Below are 23,756 nucleotides of genomic sequence, written 5' to 3' on the forward strand. Positions count from 1 at the left end.
ATGAAAAGAGGACAGAGCTTTTCGGCAACCCATGGCTCCCGCCGTGTACTGGGAGCTTTCGGTGTACTGCTCAGTGCGGCTGCGGCGCTGCCCGTGTGGGCCCTGGATTTTGATCAGGCGTATCGTGCCGCGAGCGAAAACGATGCAACTATTCGCGCAGCTCGGTCTGCTGCTGATGCGGGCCGAGAGAGGTTGCCGCAGGCACGTGCGCAACTACTGCCGAACGTATCCTTGAGCGCAGGGCGCACCCACAACGATTTGACCAGCGAGACGCGAAACTTTTTGGGTCAGCCAGTCACAACCAGAAGCCAATATTACAGTGGCAGTCAGGCGCTGTCGGTACGTCAGCCAATTTATCGTCCCCTCATAAACGCGTCGGTACGCCAGGCGCAGGCACAGTTGGAAGATGCCGAGGCGGCTCTGGAGAGAGATGAGCAGGCGCTCGTTACTCGGGTGGCTGAGGCATATTTTGACGCTTTGCTCGCTAGAGACCAGTTGAGCTTGGTGAGTGCGCAGAAGAAGACGTATACCACTCAGGTGGATGCTGCGCGAAAGGGGTTTGCGGCAGGATCAGGTACGCGCACCGATGTAGATGAAGCCCAGGCCAGATTAGATTTGACGCTGGCGCAGGAGCTGGAGGCTCAGCAAAATGTTGAGTTCACCCACCGACGACTCGCGGTCATTACGGGGAGCGAAGTGGACGCATTGGCGGTACTTGATGTTGCTAGATTTTCTCCCTCCGCTCCTGTGCCGGCCAGCCTGGATGCCTGGGTAGAACGCGCCGAGCGGGCCAGTCCAGAGCTGGCTTCTTTAAGAGCGCAAGTTGAAGCGGCGCGTCTGGAGATCGAGAAGGCGCAGACGGGTCATAAACCGACTTTGGATTTGGTAGCGCAATGGTCACGCACCAATAGTGACAGCGTGACAAGCGTTAATTCGCGCTATGACAACAAAACGATTGGGCTCCAGCTATCGGTGCCCTTGTACTCTGGGGGCTATGTCAGTTCTACAGTGCGTCAGGCCGTCGCTGCGCATGATCGAGCACGCGAATTACTTGAAGCTGCGCGCCGAGATCTGGGTGTACGCGTCCATCGCGAATTCCGAGGGGTGACGGAGGGTGTTTTGCGTGTGGCGGCTTTAGAGCAAGCAGTGCGTTCTGCTGATCAGGCGCTACTCTCTAACCAAAAGTCTTTTAAGGCTGGCATGCGAACGTCCCTGGATGTTCTAAACGCAGAGCAGCAAAGGATCCTGGCACTACGTGATTTGGCGCAAGCGCGCTACGTCTATATGCTTTCCAGCCTGCGTTTGGAGTCCCTTGCTGGGGAAGACCGTCAATCGATTGTTACCAAGGTCAATGGTTGGCTCATGCCATGAGTACAGCTGGAGAGAGGTCTCTCCGGAGCAGATGTTGGGTGGTCAGAGCTTTGCACTAGATTGCCGGTTTTTCGCATCAGCTCGAGTACTGTCCTGCGGGCGCAGATGTGTAAGACCTCTATGTTAGCGGGCAGAATAATTGTGAGGAGACGTTTGCGCCGAGCTCCCGCGCATGTCGTTGGTTACACGACCGGTGACAATGTATGCATACCATGGGCTCGTTATGATTTGGATGGCTTTCGTATCGTTTGTTGTGTCTGTGCTGGCAGCTGGGTTTGTCGTGCGCTATATGAGGTTGCACGCACGAGCTTATGGTGAAGCCATGCCACAACGGTTTCACCTGGGGGACGTACCTCGACTTGGTGGAGTGGCAGTGTTGTTGGGCATGATTGGTGGGTGGGGCTTGGGTGTGGTTCAGACCGGTTTCGGAGACTTGGCCTCGCTGAGGCTTGATGCGTGGGTGGGGCTCTGGCTATTGGTGATGCTGCCATCGGCGGGGGGCGGAATTGCGGAGGATATGACCCAGCGACTACCTGTTCGGTATCGATTGGGGCTCACCGCGGCATCGGGTGCTCTTGCTGTGTTTTTGTTAGGCATGACGGTTAAACGCCTCGAATTCCCGTTTGCAGATGCGTTTTTAGTAGCAGCTCCTTGGGTCGGGAGCCTCATTGCTTTGTTTGCCGTCGCAGGCCTGCCCCATGCCTTCAACATCATCGACGGGTACAACGGGTTGGCGGGAATGGTTGCCTTGATCGTGTGCCTCGCTTTGGCGCACGTGGCGCTGCAGGTGGGCGATCGTGCGCTGGCGGCACTGCTCGTATCCACCGCTGCGGCCACCGGCGGCTTTCTGGTCTGGAACTACCCGCGCGGCATGTTGTTTGCCGGAGATGGGGGCGCGTATGTATGGGGCGTGGTGATCGCCATGGCCAGCATCTCGCTGGTGCAGCGCAATGCGGACGTATCCCCCTGGTTCCCGATGCTGCTCCTGATCTACCCGGTGTGGGAAACGATCTTTTCCATTTACCGCAAGGCGGTGCGGGGTGTTTCTCCGGGGGTGGCGGATGCTCTGCACTTCCACCAGCTCATCTACCGCCGCATCGTGCGCGGGGTATTTCACGATGATGAGTCTCGTCGGGTGCTCATGCGCAACAACCGCACGTCACCTTATCTGTGGGGTTTCACGCTCTTGACCGTGGTGCCGGCGGTGCTGTTCTGGAACAACACCCCCTTGCTCATGGCGTTTTGCGGGTTGTTTGTAGTCAGCTATGTGATGGCCTATCTGGCCATCGTGCGGTTCAAAGTGCCGAACTGGTTGCGGCACTGAAGTCTTCTTGTGTTCGCGTGCCCGGCGAATGCGGCACAATTTGCGCCTCACTGTTTTCTCCGGATGGCACGCCTCCATGACCGACCTTCTTTCGATTGCCCCACGCGACAAGGCTGAAATCCTGGCCCAGGCGCTGCCTTACATCCGCAAGTTCCATGGCAAGACCATGGTCATCAAGTACGGCGGCAACGCCATGACGGACCCGGCCCTGCAGGCCGACTTTGCCGAGGACGTGGTGCTGCTCAAGCTGGTGGGCATGAACCCGGTGGTGGTGCACGGTGGCGGCCCGCAAATCGAAACCGCGCTCAATCGACTGGGCAAGAAGGGCGAGTTCATCCAGGGCATGCGTGTGACCGATGCCGAGACCATGGAGGTGGTCGAATGGGTGCTGGCGGGCGAGGTGCAGCAGGACATCGTGGGTCTGATCAATCAGGCTGGTGGCAAGGCCGTGGGTTTGACGGGCCGGGACGGCGGCATGATCCGCGCGCAAAAGCTCAAGATGGTGGACAGCAAGGACCCCACCATCGAACACGACGTGGGGCAGGTGGGCGATATCGTCTCCATCGACCCCAGCGTGGTGAAAGCGCTGCAAGACGATGCGTTCATTCCCGTCATCAGCCCGATTGGTTTTGGCGAGAACAACGAGAGCTACAACATCAACGCGGATGTGGTGGCCAGCAAGCTGGCCACGGTGTTGCGGGCTGAAAAGCTGATGCTGCTGACCAACACGCCCGGGGTGCTCGACAAGGCCGGCAACCTGTTGACCGACCTGACGGCCCGTCGCATCGACGAGCTGTTTGCCGACGGCACGATCTCGGGGGGCATGCTGCCCAAGATCGCCGGCGCACTGGATGCAGCCAAAGCCGGCGTGAATGCCGTGCACATCATTGACGGGCGTGTGCCCCATGCCATGCTGCTGGAGATCCTGACCGACCAGGCCTACGGCACCATGATCCGGTCCCACTGATCTCCCTGCGCGAGGGCTCCATGCGCCTGCTGTTGGTCGAAGACGATGTGATGGTGGCCAGCGGCATCAAGCTGGGGCTCACCGACGCGGGTTATGCGGTGGACTGGGTGGGCAGCGGCGAACGGGCCGAAGAGGTGCTGCGCGCCGAGTCGTTTGACGCCGCCATCATCGACATCGGGCTGCCCGCCATGGACGGCCTGGAACTGACCCGCCGCCTGCGTCGCCCGGACATGGCGAGTCCTGCGATGCCCGTGTTGATCCTGACAGCGCGCGACGCGCTGCATGACCGAGTGCAGGGGCTGGACCTGGGGGCGGACGACTACATGGTCAAGCCGTTTGAACTGCCCGAGCTGCTGGCGCGCCTGCGGGCACTGCTGCGCCGCTCCCAGGCTGCGACCACGGCCGTGCTGAGTTTTGGCCCGTTGGAGTTGGACACGGCCGGGCGCCGGGCCAGTATGCGCACGCCAGCGGGTGAGCAGGTCATCGAACTGGGGCCCCGCGAGTGGACGGTGCTTGAATACCTGCTCATCAACGCGCCCAAGCCCGCGAGCAAAGACAAGCTGCTCCAGGCGCTGACCGGCTGGGACAAAGAGATCACCCCCAACGCGGTGGAGGTCTATGTCTCGCGCCTGCGGGGCAAGCTGGAGCCCCATGGCGTGGCGCTGCGGTCCATCCGGGGCTTTGGGTACCGCCTCGAACTGCAGGCCCCCTGAGCCGCAATTCCCCCACCCGCATCTTTCGGCCGCCTCGCCATGCTTTGGAAGAAGAACTCCTCCCGGCGGCCCGGTTTGCGCGCGATGACGTCGGATTTGCGCACCCGGCTGCTGCTGATGCTGGTGTTGCCGCTGTGTGTGCTCGCGCTGGTGGGGGTCTGGCTGGACTACCGTTCGGCCGACGAGGCGGCTGGCCAGCATGACCAGCGGCTGGTGCGGCTGCTGCCGGCACTGGCCGATTCGGTGCTGGCGCCACCCATTCACGACAACGACCCGCCGTTGCTCTTGCTTGCGCCGCCCATTGAAGATTTTCTGCGCCAGAACGCCGGTTTTGCTGCCTACAGCGTGCGTGACACCTCCGGCCGCCTGCTGCTGGGCGAGGGTTGGGTGCATGGCGCCGTGCCCACCACCCAGGCCCCGGAGTTCCACAGCGTGGAATTCGGCGGGGTGACGTACCGGGTGGCGGCACAGCGCGGGCGCACCGGGGCGGGCGAGCTGGTGGTGGCTCTGGCCGACGGGTCGGACCCGCGCCAGAAATGGGCGCAACAACTGCTGCTGCGCGTGTTGCTGCCCAACCTGGTGCTCCTGGTAGCGGCGGGTTTTGCGATCCACTGGGCGGTGCGTCAGGCCTTCAAACCCTTGGTGGGCCTGGCCGAGGCGGTGGAGCGCCGCTCGCCGCGGGACCTCAGTCCCATCGACGAGGCCGCATCGCCCGACGAGGTCCGCCCCCTGGTGCACTCGCTCAACCGCCTGTTTGCTCTGGTCAATGCGCAGGCGGAGGGGCAGCGGCGCTTTGTGGCCGACGCGGCGCACCAGCTGCGCACGCCGCTGGCAGGCCTGCAGGCCCAGGTCGAGGCCTGGGCCATGATGGCCAAGGCGGCAGCGCCGCCCCGCACCTCTTTTCCGGATTTCGACCGAAAAATGCCGCTAGCGCATGAAGATCGTGCGCAAGGTGCTATTGTTTTAGGAGTCGATCAGATCGAGAAGCTGCGCAATGCCACGCGCCGCACCTCGCAGCTGGCGCACCAGCTGCTGGCCCTGTCCCGGGCCGATGCCCGCAGCCTGGATGCGCAACCGCCGCAGCGGGTGGACCTCAAGGACCTGTGCGAATCGCTGCTCGAAAACTTTCTGGACGCCGCTACCGGCAAGGGCCTGGATTTGGGGCTCGATGTGCAGCTGGTGCATGTCACGGGCCACGGCTGGCTGCTGCGCGAGCTGTTGTCCAACCTGGTGGACAACGCCATCAAGTACACCCCGCCGGGGGGCGTGGTCACCATCCGCTGCGGACTGCGCCAGGGGCGTCTGGGCCCGCCGCGCCCCTACATGGAGGTGGAGGACGATGGCCCGGGGGTGCCGGAGAGTGAGCGCACCCGCGTGCTGCAGCGCTTCTACCGCGTGCCCGGTGCGGGCGGCGAGGGCACCGGCCTGGGGCTGGCGATTGCGGACGAGATTGCCCGCGTGCACCGCGCCGCGCTGACGCTGGGCACCGGCCCCCAGGGGCGGGGGCTCGTGGTGGCCGTGGTGTTCCCGCTGTAGTGGTGCGTGCCCTGAGGCCTGCCAGGGCCTGCGGGGATCGCTTTGGGGCCTGTGCGAGAATCATTTCCATACACGATTGACTTGTGCAAACAGGTGGCGGCCCAGCCCCTCCTGGCTGTGGCAAGACGTGACATCGTGATCCACGCCCTGCCGTGATCCGACCATGCCCGGTGGCATGTGTTCCGGGCGCGGGGCCCACCGGAGTCCCTGTCCTGCATGTCTGAAATCTCGCCCCTCCCCGAGTCCGCCAGTACCGCCGAAGCGGGTGATGTTGCGGCTGCCCGCAAGCGGCCCAAGCCCGGGGAGCGGCGCATCCAGATCCTGCAGGCCTTGGCCGCCATGCTGGAGCAGCCGGGGGCTGAACGCATCACCACCGCCGCGTTGGCCGCACGCCTGTCCGTCAGCGAGGCGGCGCTGTACCGCCACTTCGCCAGCAAGGCGCAGATGTTCGAGGGATTGATCGATTTCATCGAGCAATCGGTGTTCACGCTGGTGCAGCAGATCACTGGGCGCGACGTGCCCGACCCCGCACAGCCTGCCGACGCGGGCGCGCGCCAGGCCGCCCGCATCGTGGCCTTGGTGCTGCAGTTTGGCGAGCGCAACCCGGGCATGGTGCGGGTGATGGTGGGCGACGCGCTGGTGTTCGAGCACGAGCGCCTGCAGCAGCGCATGAACCAGTTTTTTGACCGCATTGAATCCACCCTGCGCCAGTGCCTGCGGACCACCACGGCCGCCTCCAACACGCCCACGGTGGACGCCCAGGTGGCGGCCAGTGTGTTGACGGCCTTTGTGGTCGGGCGGCTGCAGGGTTATGCCCGCTCGGGGTTTCGGCGCTTGCCCACCGAGCACCTGGAAGCCAGTCTGGCGCTGATGCTGTAGCCAGCAGACGTCCGAGGCAGCGTTACCCAGCAAGGGTGGCGCGGCTGCAACGGGTGGTTTGGGTACGTCTCCCTATTTTTTCCGGGGGCTTGGGGTGCGCGGGGAATTTGCTGCAGAATAGAACGAACGTTCGTTTTTATTCGTGCCCATGTCCTCCACCCCCGAATCCCGCCAGGTCACCCGCATTCCGCGCGCTCGCAGCGGTACGGGCCGTGCACTGCAAAAGGGCCAGCAGACCAAGGCGGCCATCGTCGAGGCGGCGCTGGGCCTGGCCACCCACATCGGGCTGGAGGGTCTCTCCATCGGGGCGCTGGCCGACGTCACGGGCATGAGCAAGTCGGGCGTGTTCGCCCACTTTGGCTCGCGCGAAGAGCTGCAGATCTCCGTGATCCGCGAATACCACACCCGCTTCGAGCAGGAAGTGTTCTACCCCGCCATGTCCGCCCCGCGCGGCGTGGCGCGTTTGTCGGCGCTGTTCGACAACTGGATGAAGCGCACCTCCATCGAAATCGACTCGGGCTGCATCTACATCAGCGGCGCGGTCGAGTTTGACGACCGCACCGGCCCCGTGCGCGACGCACTGGCCAGCTCGGTGCTGACCTGGCATGCCGCCATGCGCCGCGCCATCGAGCAGTGCAAGGAGCTGGGCGAGCTGCGGGCCGACACCAAGGAAGAGCAGATGCTCTTCGAGATTCACGGCCTGATCCTCGCGCTGCACTACGAAGCGCGGTTCCTGCAGACCCCGGGCTCCATCGACCGGGCCGTCGTGGGCTTTCACAACATCCTGGCGCGTTACAGCGCGCCGGCGGCGGCCGCCAAGGCACCCACGGTGGCGCGCCGCAAAGTTTCCAACCAAACCACCCCATCCAAGGAGTAAACCCATGCCTACCTATACGCCGCCCCTGCGCGACATGCAATTCGTCATGCACGAAGTGCTCAAGGTGAGTGATGAATTCAAGGCGATGCCCCCCCACGCCGAAGTGGATGTGGACACCATCAACGCCGTGATCGAAGAGGCCGGCAAGTTTGCCGCCGAAGTCGCGTTCCCGCTCAACATCAGCGGCGACACCGAAGGCTGCGTGCTGAACAAGACCACGCACGAAGTGAAGACCCCCACCGGCTTCAAGGACGCGTACGCCAAGTACGTGGAAGGCGGCTGGGCGGCGCTGAGCTGCGACCCGGCCTACGGCGGCCAGGGCCTGCCCTTTGTGCTGAACCAGTGCCTGTACGAGATGCTGAACTCGGCCAACCAGGCCTGGACGATGTACCCCGGCCTGTCGCACGGCGCGTACGAAGCCCTGCACGCCCACGGCACCGACGCCCAGAAGGCCCTGTACCTGCCCAAGCTCACCAGCGGCGAATGGACCGGCACCATGTGCCTGACCGAACCCCATTGCGGTACCGACCTGGGCCTGATGCGCACCAAGGCCGAACCCCAGGCCGACGGCACCTACAAGATCACCGGCAACAAGATCTTCATCAGTGCCGGTGAGCACGACATGGCCGCCAACATCGTTCACCTGGTGCTGGCTCGCCTGCCCGATGCGCCCAAGGGCAGCAAGGGCATCAGCCTGTTTGTGGTGCCCAAGTTCAACGTCAATGCCGACGGCTCGCTGGGCGAGCGCAACCCGATCTTCTGCACGGGCCTGGAGCACAAGATGGGCATCCACGGCAACGCCACCGCGCAGATCGCGCTGGACGGCGCCATCGGCACCATGGTGGGCCAGCCCAACAAGGGCCTGGCCGCAATGTTTGTGATGATGAATGCCGCCCGCCTGGGGGTGGGCAACCAGTCGCTGGGCCTGACCGAAGTGGCTTACCAGAACGCCCTGGCCTACGCCAAGGACCGCATCCAGTCGCGCAGCCTGTCAGGCCCCAAGGCCAAGGACAAAGACGCCGACCCCATCATCGTGCACCCCGATGTGCGCAAGATGCTGCTCACCGCCAAGGCCTATGCCGAGGGTGGCCGCGCGCTGCAGATCTTCTGCACGCTGCTGCTGGACAAGGTGCACAGCCACCCCGATGAAAAGGTGCGCAAGGACTCCGAAGAACTCGTGGCCCTGCTGACCCCTATCGTGAAGGCCTTCATTACCGACAACGGCCACATCAGCACCAATGCGTGCATGCAGGTCTTCGGCGGCCATGGCTTCATCAAGGAATGGGGCATGGAGCAGTACGTGCGGGACAACCGCATCAACATGATCTACGAAGGCACCAACACCATCCAGTCGCTGGACCTGCTGGGCCGCAAGGTGTTGGGCAACAACGGCGCCACGCTGAAAAAGCTGGGCAAGCTGATTGGCCAGCTGGTGGAAGAAGAGGGCGTGAACGAGCGCATGGCTGAGTTCATCAACCCCGTGGCCATGCTGGGTGACCAGATGACCAAGTTCACCACCGAGATCGGCTTCAAGGGCATGCAAAACCCCGACGAAGTGGGCGCCGCCGCCGTGGACTACCTGCGCGTGGCCGGCCACCTGGTGTTCGGCTACCTGTTCGCCCGCATGGCCCAGGTCGCCCTGCGCGAAATTGCCGCTGGCAACACCGACCCGTTCTATGGTGCCAAGCTGCAGACCGCGCGCTTCTACTTCGCCAAGCTGTTCCCCGAAACGGCGACGCTGATGCGCACCGCCCGTGCCGGCAGCAAGGTGCTGATGGACACCGATCTGGCCCTGGCCTGATCGGCGCCGGATGCGGATTTCAAGCCTTTTTGCCAGGGAGCGCAGATGTTCAAAGCGGTAGTAGCTATTGTTTTGGTAGCGGGCGCGCTGCCGGCCTGGGCGCAGATGACGCCCGAAGGCCTGTGGCGCAACATCGATGACAAGACCGGCGAGGCCAAGGCCGAGATCCGCATCCGCGACATTGGCGGCGGCGTGCTGCACGGAGCGCTCGAAAAGCGCCTGTCCAAGGACGCCAAGCCCGACGAGGTCTGCGACGAATGCTCGGATGACCGCAAGGGCAAGCCCATTCTCGGGCTGGAGATCATCCGTGGCGCCAAGAAGGCCGACGGCAAAGAAGTGTGGGAGGGCGGCAAGATTCTCGACCCCGAGAACGGTCGCAACTACACCCTGCGCATGACCCCCATCGAGGGCGGCAAGAAGCTCGAAGTGCGCGGCTCGATCGGCCCGTTTGGTCGCACGCAAACCTGGATCCGCGTCCAGTAAACCCCATTCCCGTGGCCGCGCGCACCCCAGCGGTGTCGCGCAGCGCCCCAACCAGGAACCCAACCCATGTCCCGATTCCAAGTGAAAAAAGTCGCCGTGCTCGGCGCAGGCGTGATGGGCGCGCAGATTGCCGCCCACCTCGTCAACGTGAAGGTGCCCGTGGTGCTGTTCGACCTGCCTGCCAAGGAAGGCCCGAAGAATGGCATCGTCACCAAGGCCGTCGAAGGCCTCAAGAAGCTCAAGCCCTCGCCCCTGGGTGTGGCCGACGATGCGGCGCTGATCCAGCAGGCCAACTACGAAGAGCACATGCACCTGCTCAAGGAATGCGACCTCGTGATCGAGGCCATTGCCGAGCGCATGGACTGGAAGCTCGACCTCTACACCAAGATCGCGCCCCACGTGGCCAAGCACGCCATCCTGGCGTCCAACACCTCGGGCCTGTCGATCACCAAATTGAGCGAAGTGCTGCCCGAGAGCATCAAGCCGCGCTTTTGCGGCATCCACTTCTTCAACCCCCCGCGCTACATGACGCTGGTGGAGCTGATCAACACCCCCACCACCCAGCCCGAAGTGCTCGACCAGCTCGAAGCCTTTGTGACCAGCGGCCTGGGCAAGGGCGTGGTGCGCGCGCACGACACGCCCAACTTCGTGGCCAACCGCGTGGGCATCGCCGGCATGCTGGCCACCATGAAGGAAGTTGAGAACTTCGGCCTGACCTACGACGTGGTGGACGACCTCACGGGCAAGAAGCTCGGCCGTGCATCGAGCGGCACCTTCCGCACCGCCGACGTGGTGGGCCTGGACACCATGGCCCACGTCATCAAGACGCTGCAGGACAACCTGAGCCTGGAGACCGATCCCTTCTACGAAAGCTTCGGCACGCCCGCCGTGCTGAAAAAGCTGCTGGAGCTGGGCAACCTGGGCCAGAAGACCAAGGCAGGTTTCTTCAAGAAGGTCGGCCGCGACGTGATGCGCTTCGAGCTCGAAAGCGAAGAGTATGTGCCTGCTGGTCAGAAGGCTGACGAGGTGTACGCCCGCATGCTCAAGAAGCCCGCCGCCGAACGCCTGCGCCTGCTGCGCAACGCCGAAGGCGCGCCCGGCCAGTTCCTCTGGGCCATCCTGCGCAACAGCTTCCACTACGCCGCCGTGCACCTGGGCACCATCGCCGACAACGCGCGCGACGTGGACCAGGCCATGCGCTGGGGCTTTGGCATGAAGCAGGGCCCCTTCGAGCTGTGGCAGGAAGCAGGCTGGCTCGAAGTCGCCAAGATGATCCAGGAAGACATCGACGCGGGCAAGGCCCTGTGCAAGGCACCGCTGCCCGAGTGGGTCTTCAAGGGCCCCGTGGCCGAGGCCGGTGGCGTGCACACCGCGCAAGGTTCGTGGAGCGCATCGCAAGGCAAGTTTGTGCCCCGCCGCCAACTGCCCGTGTACGAGCGCCAGATCTTCCCTGAGGCGCTGCTGGGCGAAACCAGCCTGCCCGACTGGCGCACCGCTGGCACCACCATTGCCGAATCAAAGGCTCTGCGCACCTGGACGCTGGACGGCCAAGTGCTCATCGCCAGCATCAAGAACAAGATGCATGCCATCAGCCCCGAGGTGATGGAAGCGCTGATGGAGGCGCTGGAACTGGCCGAGTCTGAGTACCAAGGCATGGTGATCTGGTCCGGCGACGCGCCTTTCAGCGTGGGTGCGGACTTGGAAGCCACGATGCCCGCCTTCATGGTCGGCGGCGCCGACGCGGTGGAAAGCATTGAGCAAGAGCTGCAGAACCTGATGATGCGCATTCGCTACGCCCAGGTGCCGGTGGTGGCTGCCATCCATGGCATGGCGCTGGGCGGTGGCTGCGAACTGGCCGTGTATTCGGCCAAGCGTGTGGCGCACATGGAAAGCTACATCGGCCTGGTCGAAGTGGGCGTGGGCCTGGTGCCCGGCGCCGGCGGCCTGACCTACATCGCCCGCCGCGCGGCCGAGAACATGGCCGCTTCGACCAGCAAGGACATCCTGCCTTTCCTGACCGAAGGCTTCACCGCCGCGGCCATGGCCAAGGTGGGTACCAGCGCCATCGAATCGCGCAAGCTGGGCTTCCTGCTGGACAGCGACGTGATCGTGCCCCATAAGGACGAGCTGCTGTTCGTCGCCATCAACGAAGCCAAGTCCATGGCCGCGAGCGGCTGGCGTGCACCGCACAAGCGCCTGTTCCCCGTGGCGGGCCGCAGCGGCCTGGCCACCATCAAGGCCCAGCTGGTGAACATGCGCGACGGCGGCTTCATCAGCGCCTACGACTTCAAGATCGGCGCCATGATCGCCGAGGTGGTCTGTGGCGGCGATGTGGATGCGGGCTCGATGGTGAGCGAGGAATACCTGCTCACGTTGGAGCGCAAGGTGTTCTGCCACCTGATCGCCCAGCCCAAGACGCACGAGCGCATTCTCGGAATGCTCTCCACCGGAAAACCCGTCCGCAACTGACCGGCGTCACCATGACGAGCTCAGCCCCCAACAAACTCCAGCGCTCGCTGATGCGCCTGGACGAGGCGCCCGCTTTCATGCGCGGCTTCGTGCAGAACATCATCCTGCGCCGGGCTGTGCCCTTTACCGGCACGGCCGGGGTGAAGTTCGTGTCGCTCACGCCCGAGCGTGTCGAGGTGCATCTTGCCAACGAGCACCGCGTGCAGAACCACATCGGCGGCGTGCACGCCTCGGCCATGAACCTGCTGGCCGAAACGGCCACGGGCATGGTCGTGGGCATGAACGTACGCGATGACTGCCTGCCGCTGGCCAAGGAACTTTCGATGGCGTTCAGGAAGCGCGCCACGGGCGGCCTGAAGGCCGTGGCCACGCTCACCGCCGAGCAGCGCGCCGCCATGCAGGCCAGCGACAAGGGCGAGGTGCAAGTAGCGGTCACGGTGACCGACGAAGCCGGTGTGGAGCCGGTCGAATGTGTATTTACGTGGGCCTGGGTTCCTTCCAGCCGCCCTCCCAAGAATTGAAGGAGTTTCACCATGGCTCAAAAACAAGTCCAGGACGCCTACATCGTCGCCGCCACGCGCACGCCCATCGGGCGCTCGGGCCGCGGTTATTTCAAGAACACCCGGCCTGACGACCTGCTGGTCGCCGCCATCAAGAGTGCGATGACCCAGGTCCCCACGCTGGACCCCAAGGCGATTGAAGACGCCATCATTGGCTGCTCGTTCCCCGAAGGCGAGCAAGGCATGAACATGGCCCGCATCGCCGTGGGCTTGGCGTTCAATCACCCTGTGGGCGGTGTGACCGTGAACCGGTTCTGCGCATCGGGCATCACCGCGCTGCAGATGGCTGCCAACCGCATCCGCGTGGGTGAGGCCGATGTGCTGATCGCCGGTGGCGCCGAGTCCATGAGCCTGGTGCCCATGGGTGGCAACAAGCCCTCGTTCAACCCCGAGGTGTTTGCGCGCGACGAAGATGTGGGCATTGCCTACGGCATGGGCCTCACGGCAGAAAAGGTTGCCCAGCAGTGGAAGGTGAGCCGCGAAGCGCAGGACGCGTTCGCCCTCGAATCCCACCTGCGCGCCATCAAGGCGCAAAAGGCAGGGGAGTTCACCGACGAAATCACGCCCATCGAGATCGTGGAGCGTTCGCCCAACCTCGCCACCGGCGAAGTGGTGGAAAAGCGCCGCACCGTGAACCTGGACGAAGGCCCACGCCCCGACACGTCCCTGGAAGGCCTGGCCAAGCTCAAGCCCGTGTTCGCGGCGCGTGGCAGCGTCACGGCGGGCAACAGCTCGCAGACCAGCGATGGCGCCGGTGCGCTCATCGTGGCCAGCGAAAAGGCGGTGAAGCAGTTTGGCCTGACGCCCCTGGCCCGCTTTGTGAGCTACGCCGCGCGTGGCGTGCCGCCCGAGATCATGGGCATTGGTCCCATCGAGGCGATTCCTGCGGCGCTGCGGTATGCGGGGCTCAAGAGCGACGACATTGGCTGGTACGAGCTGAACGAGGCGTTTGCGGCGCAGTCGCTCGCCGTGATCAACACGCTGGGCCTGAACCCTGCGAACGTGAACCCGATGGGCGGCGCGATTGCTCTGGGGCACCCGCTGGGGGCGACCGGTGCGATTCGCGCGGCGACGGTGGTGCACGCGCTGCGTCGGCACAAGCTGAAGTACGGCATGGTCACGATGTGTGTAGGGACAGGCCAAGGCGCCGCCGGCATCATCGAGGCGTTGTAACTGGCTACTGCGCGGGCCATCTGCGTCGTTGGGCGGTGCTCGCAATCCTCACGTACCGCAAGTACGTTCCGGTTCCTGCGCTCCGTCCGCCTAGCAGCTGATCCCGCTCGCTACGCCTTTGAGGGCGGAGTGTGAAGGCAGGGGGAAGTGCACTGCCTGTTTTTGTTTTCCATTCAAGCCGGCGCAGATCGGCATTGAGCTAAGGAGACAGACATGAACAAGCAAACCTTGCAGGTCAATGGGGCGGTGTCTTTGGCGCTGCGTGTCTACGAACCCGAGCGCGCTCCGCGCGCCAGCGTTGTCATCGGCGGCGCGATGGGGGTGCGGCAGTCGTACTACGAGGCCTTTGCGCTGTGGATGGCGCAGCAGGGGTTTCGGGTCACCACGTTCGACTACCGAGGCCATGGCGATTCGCTGCAGGGCGCCATGCGCGATGTGAAGGCGGATCTGTTCGACTGGGCGCAGGACTACGAGGCGGTGATCACAGCCGCCAAGGCCGCGTTGCCGTCGCAGCCGCTGTATTTGCTGGGCCACAGCCTGGGCGCGCAGTTGCCGGGCTTGCTGAAAAAGCCCGAGCAGGTGGCGGGTCTGCTGAGTGTGGCCGCAGGCAGCGGCTACTGGCGCGACAACGCGCCGCAGCTCAAGCGCATCGTTCCGTACTTCTGGTGGGTGCTGGTGCCACTGGCCACGCGGCTGTGCGGGTACTTTCCGGGGCGCACGCTCAAGAAGGTGGGCGACCTGCCTGCGGGGGTGATCCTGCAGTGGCGGCGCTGGTGTCTGGACCCCGCTTACAGCGTGGGGGCCGAGGGGCCGGCCGTGGCGCAAAGTTATGGCGCGGTGCGCTTTCCGGTGCTGGCGCTGTCGATGGCGGACGACGAGCTGATGACCTTGCGCGGCACGCACAACCTGGTGAACCTGTACGCCAACACCGAGCGCCGCGTGGAGAGCATCACGCCCGCCGATTTGCAGGTGCGGCGCATCGGACACTTTGGCTTCTTTCGCGACCAGTTCCGTCAGAGCCTGTGGCCGCGCGCCGCAGCGGCGCTGGCGGCCTTGGGCGGCGGTGTATCGCACGCCGAAGTCTCCGGCACGACGGCCTGAGCGGCTGTTTCGCGGCACACTCGCAGCATGACTTCTTCCTCCCATTCTTCCACTGCGTCCGCTGCCCACCCGCTGGACGATGCGGTACAGCTGACGGCCTCGTCCTCTTCCGCGCCGGGCCAGTACGAAGGGCAGACCCACCCTGGCTACTGGAACATGGTCGGACCGTTCGGCGGCGTCACCGCCGCCACGCTGCTACAGGCCATCTTGCAGCACCCCGACCGGCTGGGCGATCCGCTGTCGCTCACCGTCAACTATGCGGGCGCTTTGACCGCTGGTGCGTTCACCGTGCAGGCCACGCCCGTGCGCACCAACCGCTCGACCCAGCACTGGACGCTGTCGATCCTGCAGGCGGGTGATGACGGGGCGCAGGTGGTCACCACCACCGCTACGGCCGTCACCGCCGTGCGCCGCGAGACCTGGAGCGTGGGCGATGTGCCCATGCCCGAAGTGCCTGCACCCTCGGCACAGCCTGCCATTCCCCCCGGCTTTGGCGTGGAGTGGCTCAACCGCTACGAGATGCGCCCCGTCACCGGCGCCATTCCGCGCGAGTGGGACGGCAGTGGCGACCACAGCCTGACCCAGTTGTGGATGCGCGATGCGCCACCTCGCCCGCTGGACTTTGTGGCGCTCGCGGCCCTGGCCGATGTGTTCTTTCCCCGCGTCTGGCTGCGCCGTGCGCGCCATGTGCCGGCGGGCACGGTGTCGATCACGGTCTACTTCCATGCCAGCGCCGCACAACTGCAGGCCACGGGCACGGGTTATCTTCTCGGCCAGGCGCGCGGGCAGGAGTTCCGCAACGGCTTTTTTGACCAGACCGTGCAGCTGTGGAACGAAGCGGGCACCATGCTCGCCACCAGCCACCAAATCGTTTACTACAAGGAGTAGGAAGTCGGCCTGTTGCCCTGCGCCGTGCACCATTCCTCTCGTTCACATCCATCAGACCCCGGAACCTTCACCACCATGACCCAAGCCACCCAAGACATCCTCGTCCATTCTGAAGCGGGCGTGACCACCATCACGTTCAATCGCGTGGACAAGAAGAACTCGATCACGCGCGACATGTATGCCGCCATGGCCGACGCGCTGGACGCCGCCAAGGCCGACGCCAGCGTGCGCGTGGTGGTGTTCCAGGGCGACATCGCCATCTTCAGCGCGGGCAACGACATTGGCGACTTTCTGCAGCAGCCGCCTGCCACGCAGGACTCGCCGGTGTTCCGCTTTCTGCGCGGCATCGCCACCTTCCCCAAGCCCGTGATCGCGTCGGTCTGCGGCCCGGCCGTGGGCATTGGCACGACGATGCTGTTCCATTGCGACCTGGTTTATGCGGGCGACAACGCGGCTTTCTCGATGCCTTTTGTGAATCTGGGCCTGTGCCCCGAGGCGGCATCGAGCCTGCTGGTGCCGCAGATGCTGGGGTATCACCGTGCTGCGGAGGCCTTGCTGTTGGGCGAGCCCTTCATGGCCGAGGCGGCGCTGGAAGTCGGCCTGGTGAACCGCGTGGTGCCGCCGACGGAGTGCAATGCCTATGCCCAGGCGCAGGCCAAAAAGCTGGCGGCCAAGCCGTTGTCGTCGCTCATCGAAACCAAGCGGTTGATGAAGGGTGGGCAGACGGCGAAGGTGCTGGAGGTGATGGCGGAAGAGGGGGAGAGCTTTGGGCGCATGTTGCGTGAGCCTGCGGCGCGCGAAGCGTTCTCGGCGTTTATGGAAAAGAGAAAGCCAGATTTCAGCAAGAGCTGAAATCTGGCCAGCGCGATAGCGGTGTAGACCGCGTAGCGGGCTGAACGATCTTTCGGTAAAAGAGAAGGCCAGATTTCAGCGCGGTTTGAGTCGCCGAGTTTGAAGGTTTTTTTGGCTGCAGGCGCTTATGCAGAAAGCGCTGGCAGCTATTGTTTTTATAGTTCGTTCTCGCCCCATCCGTTCGGGTTGGGCCTGTCGAGGCTTCTGTGCGGCGGCTACCGCATGCCCGTTTTGAGTGCGGGAGCCGGGAGTCGCCCGGCGTGCGAGTAACTTTCTTTTGCTTCGCCAAAAGAAAGTCACCAAAGAAAAGGCGACCCCAAGTCCGCGACCCCTGCGCTTCGCTACGGGGCAAACCTGCGGCGGGGCGGTTGCGGGGTGCGCCGTGGAACTCGCTTTGCGCTGCGCGCGCCGCTCGGACAGCCACGGCGAGTCAGAGTACGAAGCATGGGCGCTTCGACGCCCATGCCCACCCCGCAAGCGCCCCGCCGCAGGCGCAGCCAGCAGGGGATGGACAGCCGAACAGCCGGACAGCCACACGGGCCATCGCTGCGCTCGGCTCAGTGTCCGCAGCGCGTGGCGCTTGCGCCCGCGAGACGGGGCCGAGCGCAGCGCAGCGAAGCAATGGCCCGTGTGGATGTCCGTTTTTGGGTTCCCTTCTGCGAGCGCCGAGAAGCGCAGGGCAGGGGGTGCGTGCGTGTGCCGAAGGACACACGCACTTCGTGCACTGACTTGCCGCAGTTGTTTGAACGGAGCGCGTAGCGCGCAGTGAGTTCTGCGGCGCAGCCCCTGTCCGAGCATCGCAGGTTGCCCGTAGCGCAGCGAAGGGACGCGCGCAGTAGGGTCGCCCTTTCTTTGGTAACTTTCTTTCGGCGAGACGAAAGAACGTTACTCGCACGCCGGGCGACTCCCGGCCTCCGCTCTTCGCATAGGCATGTCATCTGCTTTCAAATGAATAGCAAATCAGGCAATAGATACAAGCGCTTCACCTCGAATAGCACTTCATGGCAAGCTTGATGGAACAAGCCATCTATTTTTACAAAGCACTTGCTTGCTAAAAATAAACAGTTTTGCTATCGTGCCCGCATGGATTCACCCATGCCGCGCACCAGCGCCATCGCCCCCGCTCCCAAGAACCCCCCGGCCCGCCCCCGCAGCAAGGCCGCACCCAATCCAACCCCTGCAGAGCCAACCCTCACCCGTCGCCCGCGCGGCCGCCCCCGCAAAACCGCCGAAGAACTCGACGACGGCAACCGCCGCCGCAAGCTCATGGACGGCGCGGCCAAGCTCTTCCGCACCCAGGGCTTCGCCGCCACCAGCACGCGCGACATTGCGGCGGCGGCAGGCATGCACAGCGGCTCGCCCTTCTACCACTTCGAAAGCAAAAGCGCGCTGCTCTACGCCGTGATGAGCGAGGGCATGACCATGGCTACACAAAGCCAGCAGCAGGCACTCGATGCACTGCCCGCCACCGCCGCAGCACGCGAGCAGTTGCACACGCTCATCCGTCACCACTTCGAGATCCTGCTCGGCCCGCGCAGCAGCTTTATCCCCGTGATGTTGTACGAATGGCGCTCGCTCACGCCTGCGCAGCGCAAGGGCATTGCCCGCATCAAGGACAGCTACGAGGCCACCTGGATGCCCGTGCTGGAAGCGCTGGCACAGCAGGGCGCCCTGCAGGCCGAGCCCGGTGTGGCGCGGCTGTTCATCTTTGGGGCGCTCAACTGGGCGGTGCAGTGGTTCTCTCCCAAAAAGGGCAAGTCGCTTGACGCGCTCACCGACGAGGCGCTGGCTCTCTTCATCCGCCAATAAAAACTCAAGCAAGGTCGAATCACCATGGCCCCCACAGCGCGCAACGCCTACCAGTCTGTGTTTGCTCCGGGCCTGTTCCAGGGGCAGGTGGTGGTGGTCACCGGCGGGGGCTCGGGCATAGGCCGGTGCACGGCGCACGAGCTGGCGCATCTGGGCGCGCATGTGGTGCTGGTGGGGCGCAAGCCTGAAAAGCTGCTGGCTGTTGCCGAAGAGATCACCGCCGATGGCGGCCGCGTGTCATGCCAGGTGTGCGACATCCGCTCTGAAGAAGGCGTGGTCGCGCTGGTGCAGCAGATCCTTGCTGCCCAGGGCCGCATCGATGCGCTGGTCAACAACGCGGGTGGGCAGTTCATGGCGCCGCTCGAATCCATCAGCGCCAAGGGCTGGGAGGCCGTGTTGCACACCAACCTCACCGGCGGCTTTCTCATGGCGCGCGAGTGCTACCGGCAGTGGATGGCATCGCACGGTGGCTCCATCGTCAACATCGTGGCCGATATGTGGGGCTCCATGCCGGGCATGGGGCACAGCGGCGCGGCGCGTGCGGGCATGGTCAGCTTCACCGAAACCGCTGCACTCGAATGGGCGCACAGCGGTGTGCGCGTGAACGCTGTGGCGCCGGGCTACATTGCCTCCAGCGGCATGGACAACTACCCGCCCGAGGCGGCAGACATGCTGCGTGCCATGCCGCGCACCGTTCCGCTCGGCCGCTTTGGCAACGAGGCCGAGGTGTCGGCGGCCATCATCTTTTTGCTCAGCCCGGCAGCCAGCTTCATCAGCGGCACCACGTTGCGGGTGGACGGCGCCCGACCCCAGGTGCGCATGGGCTGGCCGCAGCGCCCGCCCGGTGCCACCGCCGCAGCACACCCGGCCGTGCGGCCGTTTGACGGCTTTCATCGCGCGCAGGTGCCGCAGGTGTTTGCGCCTTCCCACACCCCGAAGACCGAGGCCGCATGACCGCCGTCTTCACTTCCCGATTCAACCCTGGCAGCGCCGAGGCCGCGCAGCGCCGCGCGGCGCTGCAGGCCCGCCTGGATGCCCTGCGCGCGCTGGAAGAGCGTGCCGCCGCCGCCTCGGCCCGGTCGCTCCCCCAGTTTGAAAAGCGCGGCCAGCTGTTGCCGCGCCAGCGTGTGGCGCTGCTGCTGGACGCGGGTGCACCCTGGCTGCCGCTGTGCACGCTGGCGGGCTACCTGCAGGACGTGAAAGACCCAGAGAAGTCCGTGCCTGGTGGAGGCATGGTCGCGGGCATCGGCTTTGTCAGTGGCGTGCGCTGCATGGTCGTGGCCAGCGACTCGGGCATCGAAGCCGGCGCCATCCAGCCCATGGGCCTGGAAAAGATCTTGCGCGTGCAGGAGATCGCGCTGCAAAACCGCTTGCCGTTCATCCACCTGGTGGAGAGCGCAGGCGCCAACCTCATGCGCTACCGGGTGGAGGGCTTCGTGCACGGCGGCACGCTGTTCCGCAATCTCGCGCGGCTGTCGGCGGCGGGCATTCCGGTCATCACCGTGCAGCACGGCTCGGGCACCGCAGGCGGCGCCTACATGCCGGGGCTGTCGGATGTGGTCATCATGGTGCAGGGCCGCTCGCGCGCGTTTCTGGCCGGGCCCCCGCTGCTCAAGGCTGCCACGGGCGAGATCGCAACGGAGGAAGAACTGGGCGGGGCCGAGATGCACACTGCCGTCTCGGGCCTGGGCGAATACCTGGCGCAGGACGACCGCGAGGCCATCGGCCTGGCACGCGATGTGGTCGCGCAGCTGGGGTGGAACATGCCCCCGCGAACCAGCGCACCCGGCCCCACCTTGCCTGCCGACGATCTGCTGTCCCTGATGTCCGCCGACCTGCGCCAACCTGTGGACATGCGCGAGGTGATGGCGCGGCTGGTGGACGGCTCCGAACTGCTCGAATTCAAGGCCCGCTACGGCATGGCCACCGTGTGCGCGCAGGGCCACATCCAGGGCCATGCCGTGGGTTTCATCAGCAACAACGGTCCCATCGACGTGGCGGGCGCCAACAAGGCCACCCACTTCATCCAGTGGATGTGCCAGCTGGGCCACCCCATCATCTACCTGCAGAACACCACGGGCTACATGGTCGGCAAAGATAGCGAGCAGGGCGGCATGATCAAGCACGGCAGCAAGATGATCCAGGCCGTGACCAACGCCACCGTGCCACAGATCACCATCCAGTGCGGCGCCAGTTTTGGCGCGGGCAACTATGGCATGTGCGGTCGGGGCTATGCGCCGCGCTTTCTGTTCAGCTGGCCGGGCGCCAAGACGGCCGTAATGGGCGGCGAGCAGGCGGCGCGCACGATGCAGATCGTGACCGAGGCAGCGCTGGCGCGCAAAGGCATCACCCCCGACCCGGCCGAGTCGCAAGCCCAGTTCGACAAGATCGTCGCCATGTTCGAGGCCCAGGCCGATGCGTTCTACACCAGCGGCCTGCTGCTGGACGACGGCGTGATCGACCCGCGCGACACGCGGGCCGTGTTGGCGTTTTGCCTGGACACCTGCGCCGAGGCCCAGGCCCGCACGCTGCGGCCCTTGAGCTTTGCCGTGGCGCGGATGTAAGCGCTTCGCACGCAAGCCCTACGATGGCCGAGCCTCTCAAATACCTGCTGAACGACACCGTGCCCCCGCGCATCGCGGCCATGGTGCGGCGCGCGTGGCGGTCTTTCGATACCCAGGCCTTCTTGCGCCAGATTGAGCCCGGCTACGAATCGCTGGAGCTGATGGCGCGCGGCCAGCGCATCGCCCAGGCCCTGCAGGCCCACCTGCCGCAAGACGTGCCGCGCGCGCTGGGCGTGCTGGTCGATTCGATGGACCCACCCATGGGGTTGGATGCTGCGGGTGAGCCGGATGCGGGTGACCGCCCTTACAGCGCATTTCTGTACCTGCCGCACAGCATGTACATCGGCACACACGGCCTGCCGCATTTCGAGGCGGCCATGGCCGCGCAGCACGCGCTCACCCAGCGCTTTACCGCAGAATTCTGCATTCGCCCCTACCTGCTGCACCGGCAGGGCGACACGCTCGCGCGGCTGCGCGACTGGGCGCAGGACGACAACGCCCATGTGCGCCGTCTGGTGAGCGAAGGCACGCGGCCCCGCCTGCCCTGGGCGCCGCGCCTGCCAGCATTCCAGGCCAACCCGCAGCTGGCCTTGCCGTTGCTCGGTGCGCTCAAGGACGACCCATCGTCTTACGTGCGCCGCTCGGTCGCCAACCACTTGGGCGACATCGCCAAGGACCACCCCGACCTGGCCGTGGGCACCGCGCGCACCTGGCTGCAGGGCGCACCCGCACCGCGTGAAGCCCTGGTGCGCCACGGTCTCCGCTTTCTCATCAAACGTGGCGACGCTGGCGCACTCGACGCCCTGGGCGTGGGCCATGCCGTGGCGCTGGACGTGCGGGCCGCCCGCGTGGTGCCCGCCCGCGCGCGCATTGGCGACAAGGTGCGCATCGAGGCCGAGCTGCACAACCCCACACCCCAGGCCCAGCGCGTGCTGGCCGACCTGAAGGTGCACTACGTCAAGGCCCACGGCGGTGCGGCGCCCAAGGTGTTCAAGCTGCAGACGCTGGACATACCGCCCGGTGCCACCGTGGCCGTGGGCAAGACGCTGTCGTTGCAGCAGATGACCACGCGCACCCACTACCCCGGCGCGCACCAGGTGGAGCTGGTGCTCAACGGGCGGCCCCAGCCGCTGGGGCAGTTTCAGCTTTCGTGATCGAGGTTTGCAGGCATACCAACACCACAGCACAACAACCGCAGGAGACAAGCACCATGCAGTTCACGCACGAGCACCGCGAGATCCAGAAGACCCTCAAGCGTTTCATCGACGAGGAGATCAACCCCCATGTGGATGAGTGGGAGGCGGCCGAGATCTTCCCCGCGCACGAGGTCTTCAAGAAGATGGGCAACCTGGGCCTGCTGGGCCTGTGCAAGCCCGAGGAATACGGCGGCCAGGGGCTGGACTATTCGTACAGCCTCGCCATGGCCGAGGCACTGGGCCACATCCACTGCGGCGGCGTGCCCATGGCGATTGGCGTGCAGACCGACATGTGCACCCCGGCGCTGGCGCGTCACGGCAGCGAAGAGCTCAAGCGCCAGTTTCTGGCGCCAGCCATTGCGGGCGACATGGTGGGCTGCATCGGCGTGAGCGAGCCTGCGGCGGGCAGCGATGTGTCGGGCATCAAGAGCGTGGCCCGCAAGGATGGTGACGACTACGTGATCACCGGCCAAAAGATGTGGATCACCAACAGCCTGCAGGCCGACTGGATGTGCATGCTGGTCAACACGGGCGAGGGCCCCGTGCACAAAAACAAAAGCCTGGTGATGGTGCCCATGCGCGACGGGCCCGGCGGCAAGCTCACGAAGGGCATTGAAGTGGCGCAAAAGATCCGCAAGATTGGCATGCACAGCAGCGACACCGGGCTGATCTATTTTGACGAAGTGCGCGTGCCGCAGCGCTACCGCATCGGTGCCGAAGGCCAGGGATTCATCTACCAGATGCAGCAGTTCCAGGAAGAGCGCCTGTGGTGCGCCGCCAGTACGCTCGAATCGCTGAACCACTGCATCCAGTGGACCATCGACTACGCGCAGGAGCGCAAGCTCTTTGGCAGCACGCTGGCCGACCAGCAGTGGGTGCAGTTCAAGCTGGCCGAGCTCAAGACCGAGATCGAAGCCCTGCGCGCGCTGACCTACCGCGCCTGCGACCTGTACGTGAACGGCCAGGACGTTCTGGAGCTGGCCAGCATGGCCAAGCTCAAGGCCGGCCGCCTGAACCGCGAGGTGCCCGACACTTGCCTGCAGTTCTGGGGCGGCATGGGTTTCACGCTGGAGAACAAGGTCTCGCGCATGTACCGCGACGGGCGGCTGGCGTCGATTGGCGGCGGTGCGGACGAGGTGATGCTGGGCATCCTCGCCAAGCTCATGGGCATCGCCAAGCGGCCCGCGCATTGA

Annotated in this window: 20 protein-coding genes; all 20 read left to right on the forward strand. The window is 65.0% G+C overall.

Annotation, left to right across the window (positions count from 1 at the left end):
- The 20 genes from C380_RS03210 to C380_RS03305 all read left to right on the forward strand — a co-directional run bounded on the left by C380_RS03210 (position 1) and on the right by C380_RS03305 (position 23,756).
- Positions 1-1,371 carry a TolC family outer membrane protein gene (locus tag C380_RS03210; protein ID WP_015012453.1) on the forward strand — a complete coding sequence of 457 codons (1,371 nt, stop codon included), beginning with the start codon at positions 1-3 and terminating at the stop codon, positions 1,369-1,371.
- 223 nt (positions 1,372-1,594) lie between these two features.
- Positions 1,595-2,695 carry a glycosyltransferase family 4 protein gene (locus tag C380_RS03215; RefSeq protein WP_015012454.1) on the forward strand — a complete coding sequence of 367 codons (1,101 nt, stop codon included), beginning with the start codon at positions 1,595-1,597 and terminating at the stop codon, positions 2,693-2,695.
- 76 nt (positions 2,696-2,771) lie between these two features.
- A complete protein-coding gene (gene argB / locus C380_RS03220) occupies positions 2,772-3,662 on the forward strand; it encodes an acetylglutamate kinase (RefSeq protein WP_015012455.1) in 891 nt (296 codons plus the stop codon).
- 20 nt (positions 3,663-3,682) lie between these two features.
- On the forward strand, positions 3,683-4,375 hold the full coding sequence (locus C380_RS03225; protein ID WP_015012456.1) for a response regulator transcription factor: 693 nt from the start codon (positions 3,683-3,685) through the stop codon (positions 4,373-4,375).
- A gap of 84 nt (positions 4,376-4,459) precedes the next feature.
- Entirely contained in the window at positions 4,460-5,911 is a 1,452-nt protein-coding gene (locus C380_RS03230; RefSeq protein WP_015012457.1) for a sensor histidine kinase, read from the forward strand.
- 216 nt (positions 5,912-6,127) lie between these two features.
- Positions 6,128-6,790 carry a nucleoid occlusion factor SlmA gene (gene slmA / locus C380_RS03235; protein WP_015012458.1) on the forward strand — a complete coding sequence of 221 codons (663 nt, stop codon included), beginning with the start codon at positions 6,128-6,130 and terminating at the stop codon, positions 6,788-6,790.
- Between the two features lie 148 nt (positions 6,791-6,938).
- Entirely contained in the window at positions 6,939-7,667 is a 729-nt protein-coding gene (locus C380_RS03240; RefSeq protein ID WP_015012459.1) for a TetR/AcrR family transcriptional regulator, read from the forward strand.
- A gap of 4 nt (positions 7,668-7,671) precedes the next feature.
- A complete protein-coding gene (locus C380_RS03245) occupies positions 7,672-9,468 on the forward strand; it encodes an acyl-CoA dehydrogenase C-terminal domain-containing protein (protein WP_015012460.1) in 1,797 nt (598 codons plus the stop codon).
- Positions 9,469-9,513: 45 nt separating this feature from the next.
- Positions 9,514-9,951, forward strand: a complete 438-nt coding sequence (locus C380_RS03250; protein WP_015012461.1) for a DUF2147 domain-containing protein — start codon at positions 9,514-9,516, stop codon at positions 9,949-9,951.
- A 66-nt stretch (positions 9,952-10,017) separates the two neighbouring features.
- Complete coding sequence (locus tag C380_RS03255) at positions 10,018-12,420, forward strand: 3-hydroxyacyl-CoA dehydrogenase/enoyl-CoA hydratase family protein (RefSeq protein ID WP_015012462.1); 2,403 nt, start codon at positions 10,018-10,020, stop codon at positions 12,418-12,420.
- Positions 12,421-12,431: 11 nt separating this feature from the next.
- Positions 12,432-12,941: a DUF4442 domain-containing protein gene (locus tag C380_RS03260; RefSeq protein WP_015012463.1), complete on the forward strand. Its 510-nt coding sequence runs from the start codon at positions 12,432-12,434 to the stop codon at positions 12,939-12,941.
- A gap of 12 nt (positions 12,942-12,953) precedes the next feature.
- Positions 12,954-14,153 carry an acetyl-CoA C-acyltransferase gene (locus C380_RS03265; RefSeq protein WP_015012464.1) on the forward strand — a complete coding sequence of 400 codons (1,200 nt, stop codon included), beginning with the start codon at positions 12,954-12,956 and terminating at the stop codon, positions 14,151-14,153.
- A 213-nt stretch (positions 14,154-14,366) separates the two neighbouring features.
- A complete protein-coding gene (locus C380_RS03270) occupies positions 14,367-15,254 on the forward strand; it encodes an alpha/beta fold hydrolase (protein WP_015012465.1) in 888 nt (295 codons plus the stop codon).
- A 27-nt stretch (positions 15,255-15,281) separates the two neighbouring features.
- The gene (locus C380_RS03275; RefSeq protein WP_015012466.1) at positions 15,282-16,142 is read left to right on the forward strand and encodes an acyl-CoA thioesterase II; all 861 of its coding nucleotides are present in this window, start codon (positions 15,282-15,284) and stop codon (positions 16,140-16,142) included.
- Positions 16,143-16,217: 75 nt separating this feature from the next.
- The gene (locus tag C380_RS03280) at positions 16,218-16,994 is read left to right on the forward strand and encodes an enoyl-CoA hydratase (protein WP_015012467.1); all 777 of its coding nucleotides are present in this window, start codon (positions 16,218-16,220) and stop codon (positions 16,992-16,994) included.
- Positions 16,995-18,077: 1,083 nt separating this feature from the next.
- On the forward strand, positions 18,078-18,803 hold the full coding sequence (locus C380_RS03285) for a TetR/AcrR family transcriptional regulator (RefSeq protein WP_043565109.1): 726 nt from the start codon (positions 18,078-18,080) through the stop codon (positions 18,801-18,803).
- Between the two features lie 24 nt (positions 18,804-18,827).
- Entirely contained in the window at positions 18,828-19,757 is a 930-nt protein-coding gene (locus C380_RS03290; RefSeq protein ID WP_015012469.1) for an SDR family oxidoreductase, read from the forward strand.
- Positions 19,754-21,367: an acyl-CoA carboxylase subunit beta gene (locus C380_RS03295; protein ID WP_015012470.1), complete on the forward strand. Its 1,614-nt coding sequence runs from the start codon at positions 19,754-19,756 to the stop codon at positions 21,365-21,367. Before C380_RS03290 ends, C380_RS03295 begins: the two co-directional genes overlap by 4 nt.
- A gap of 23 nt (positions 21,368-21,390) precedes the next feature.
- Positions 21,391-22,521, forward strand: a complete 1,131-nt coding sequence (locus C380_RS03300) for a DNA alkylation repair protein (protein WP_015012471.1) — start codon at positions 21,391-21,393, stop codon at positions 22,519-22,521.
- A gap of 56 nt (positions 22,522-22,577) precedes the next feature.
- A complete protein-coding gene (locus tag C380_RS03305; protein ID WP_015012472.1) occupies positions 22,578-23,756 on the forward strand; it encodes an acyl-CoA dehydrogenase family protein in 1,179 nt (392 codons plus the stop codon).

This window comes from Acidovorax sp. KKS102 (assembly GCF_000302535.1).
Lineage (GTDB): Bacteria > Pseudomonadota > Gammaproteobacteria > Burkholderiales > Burkholderiaceae_C > Acidovorax.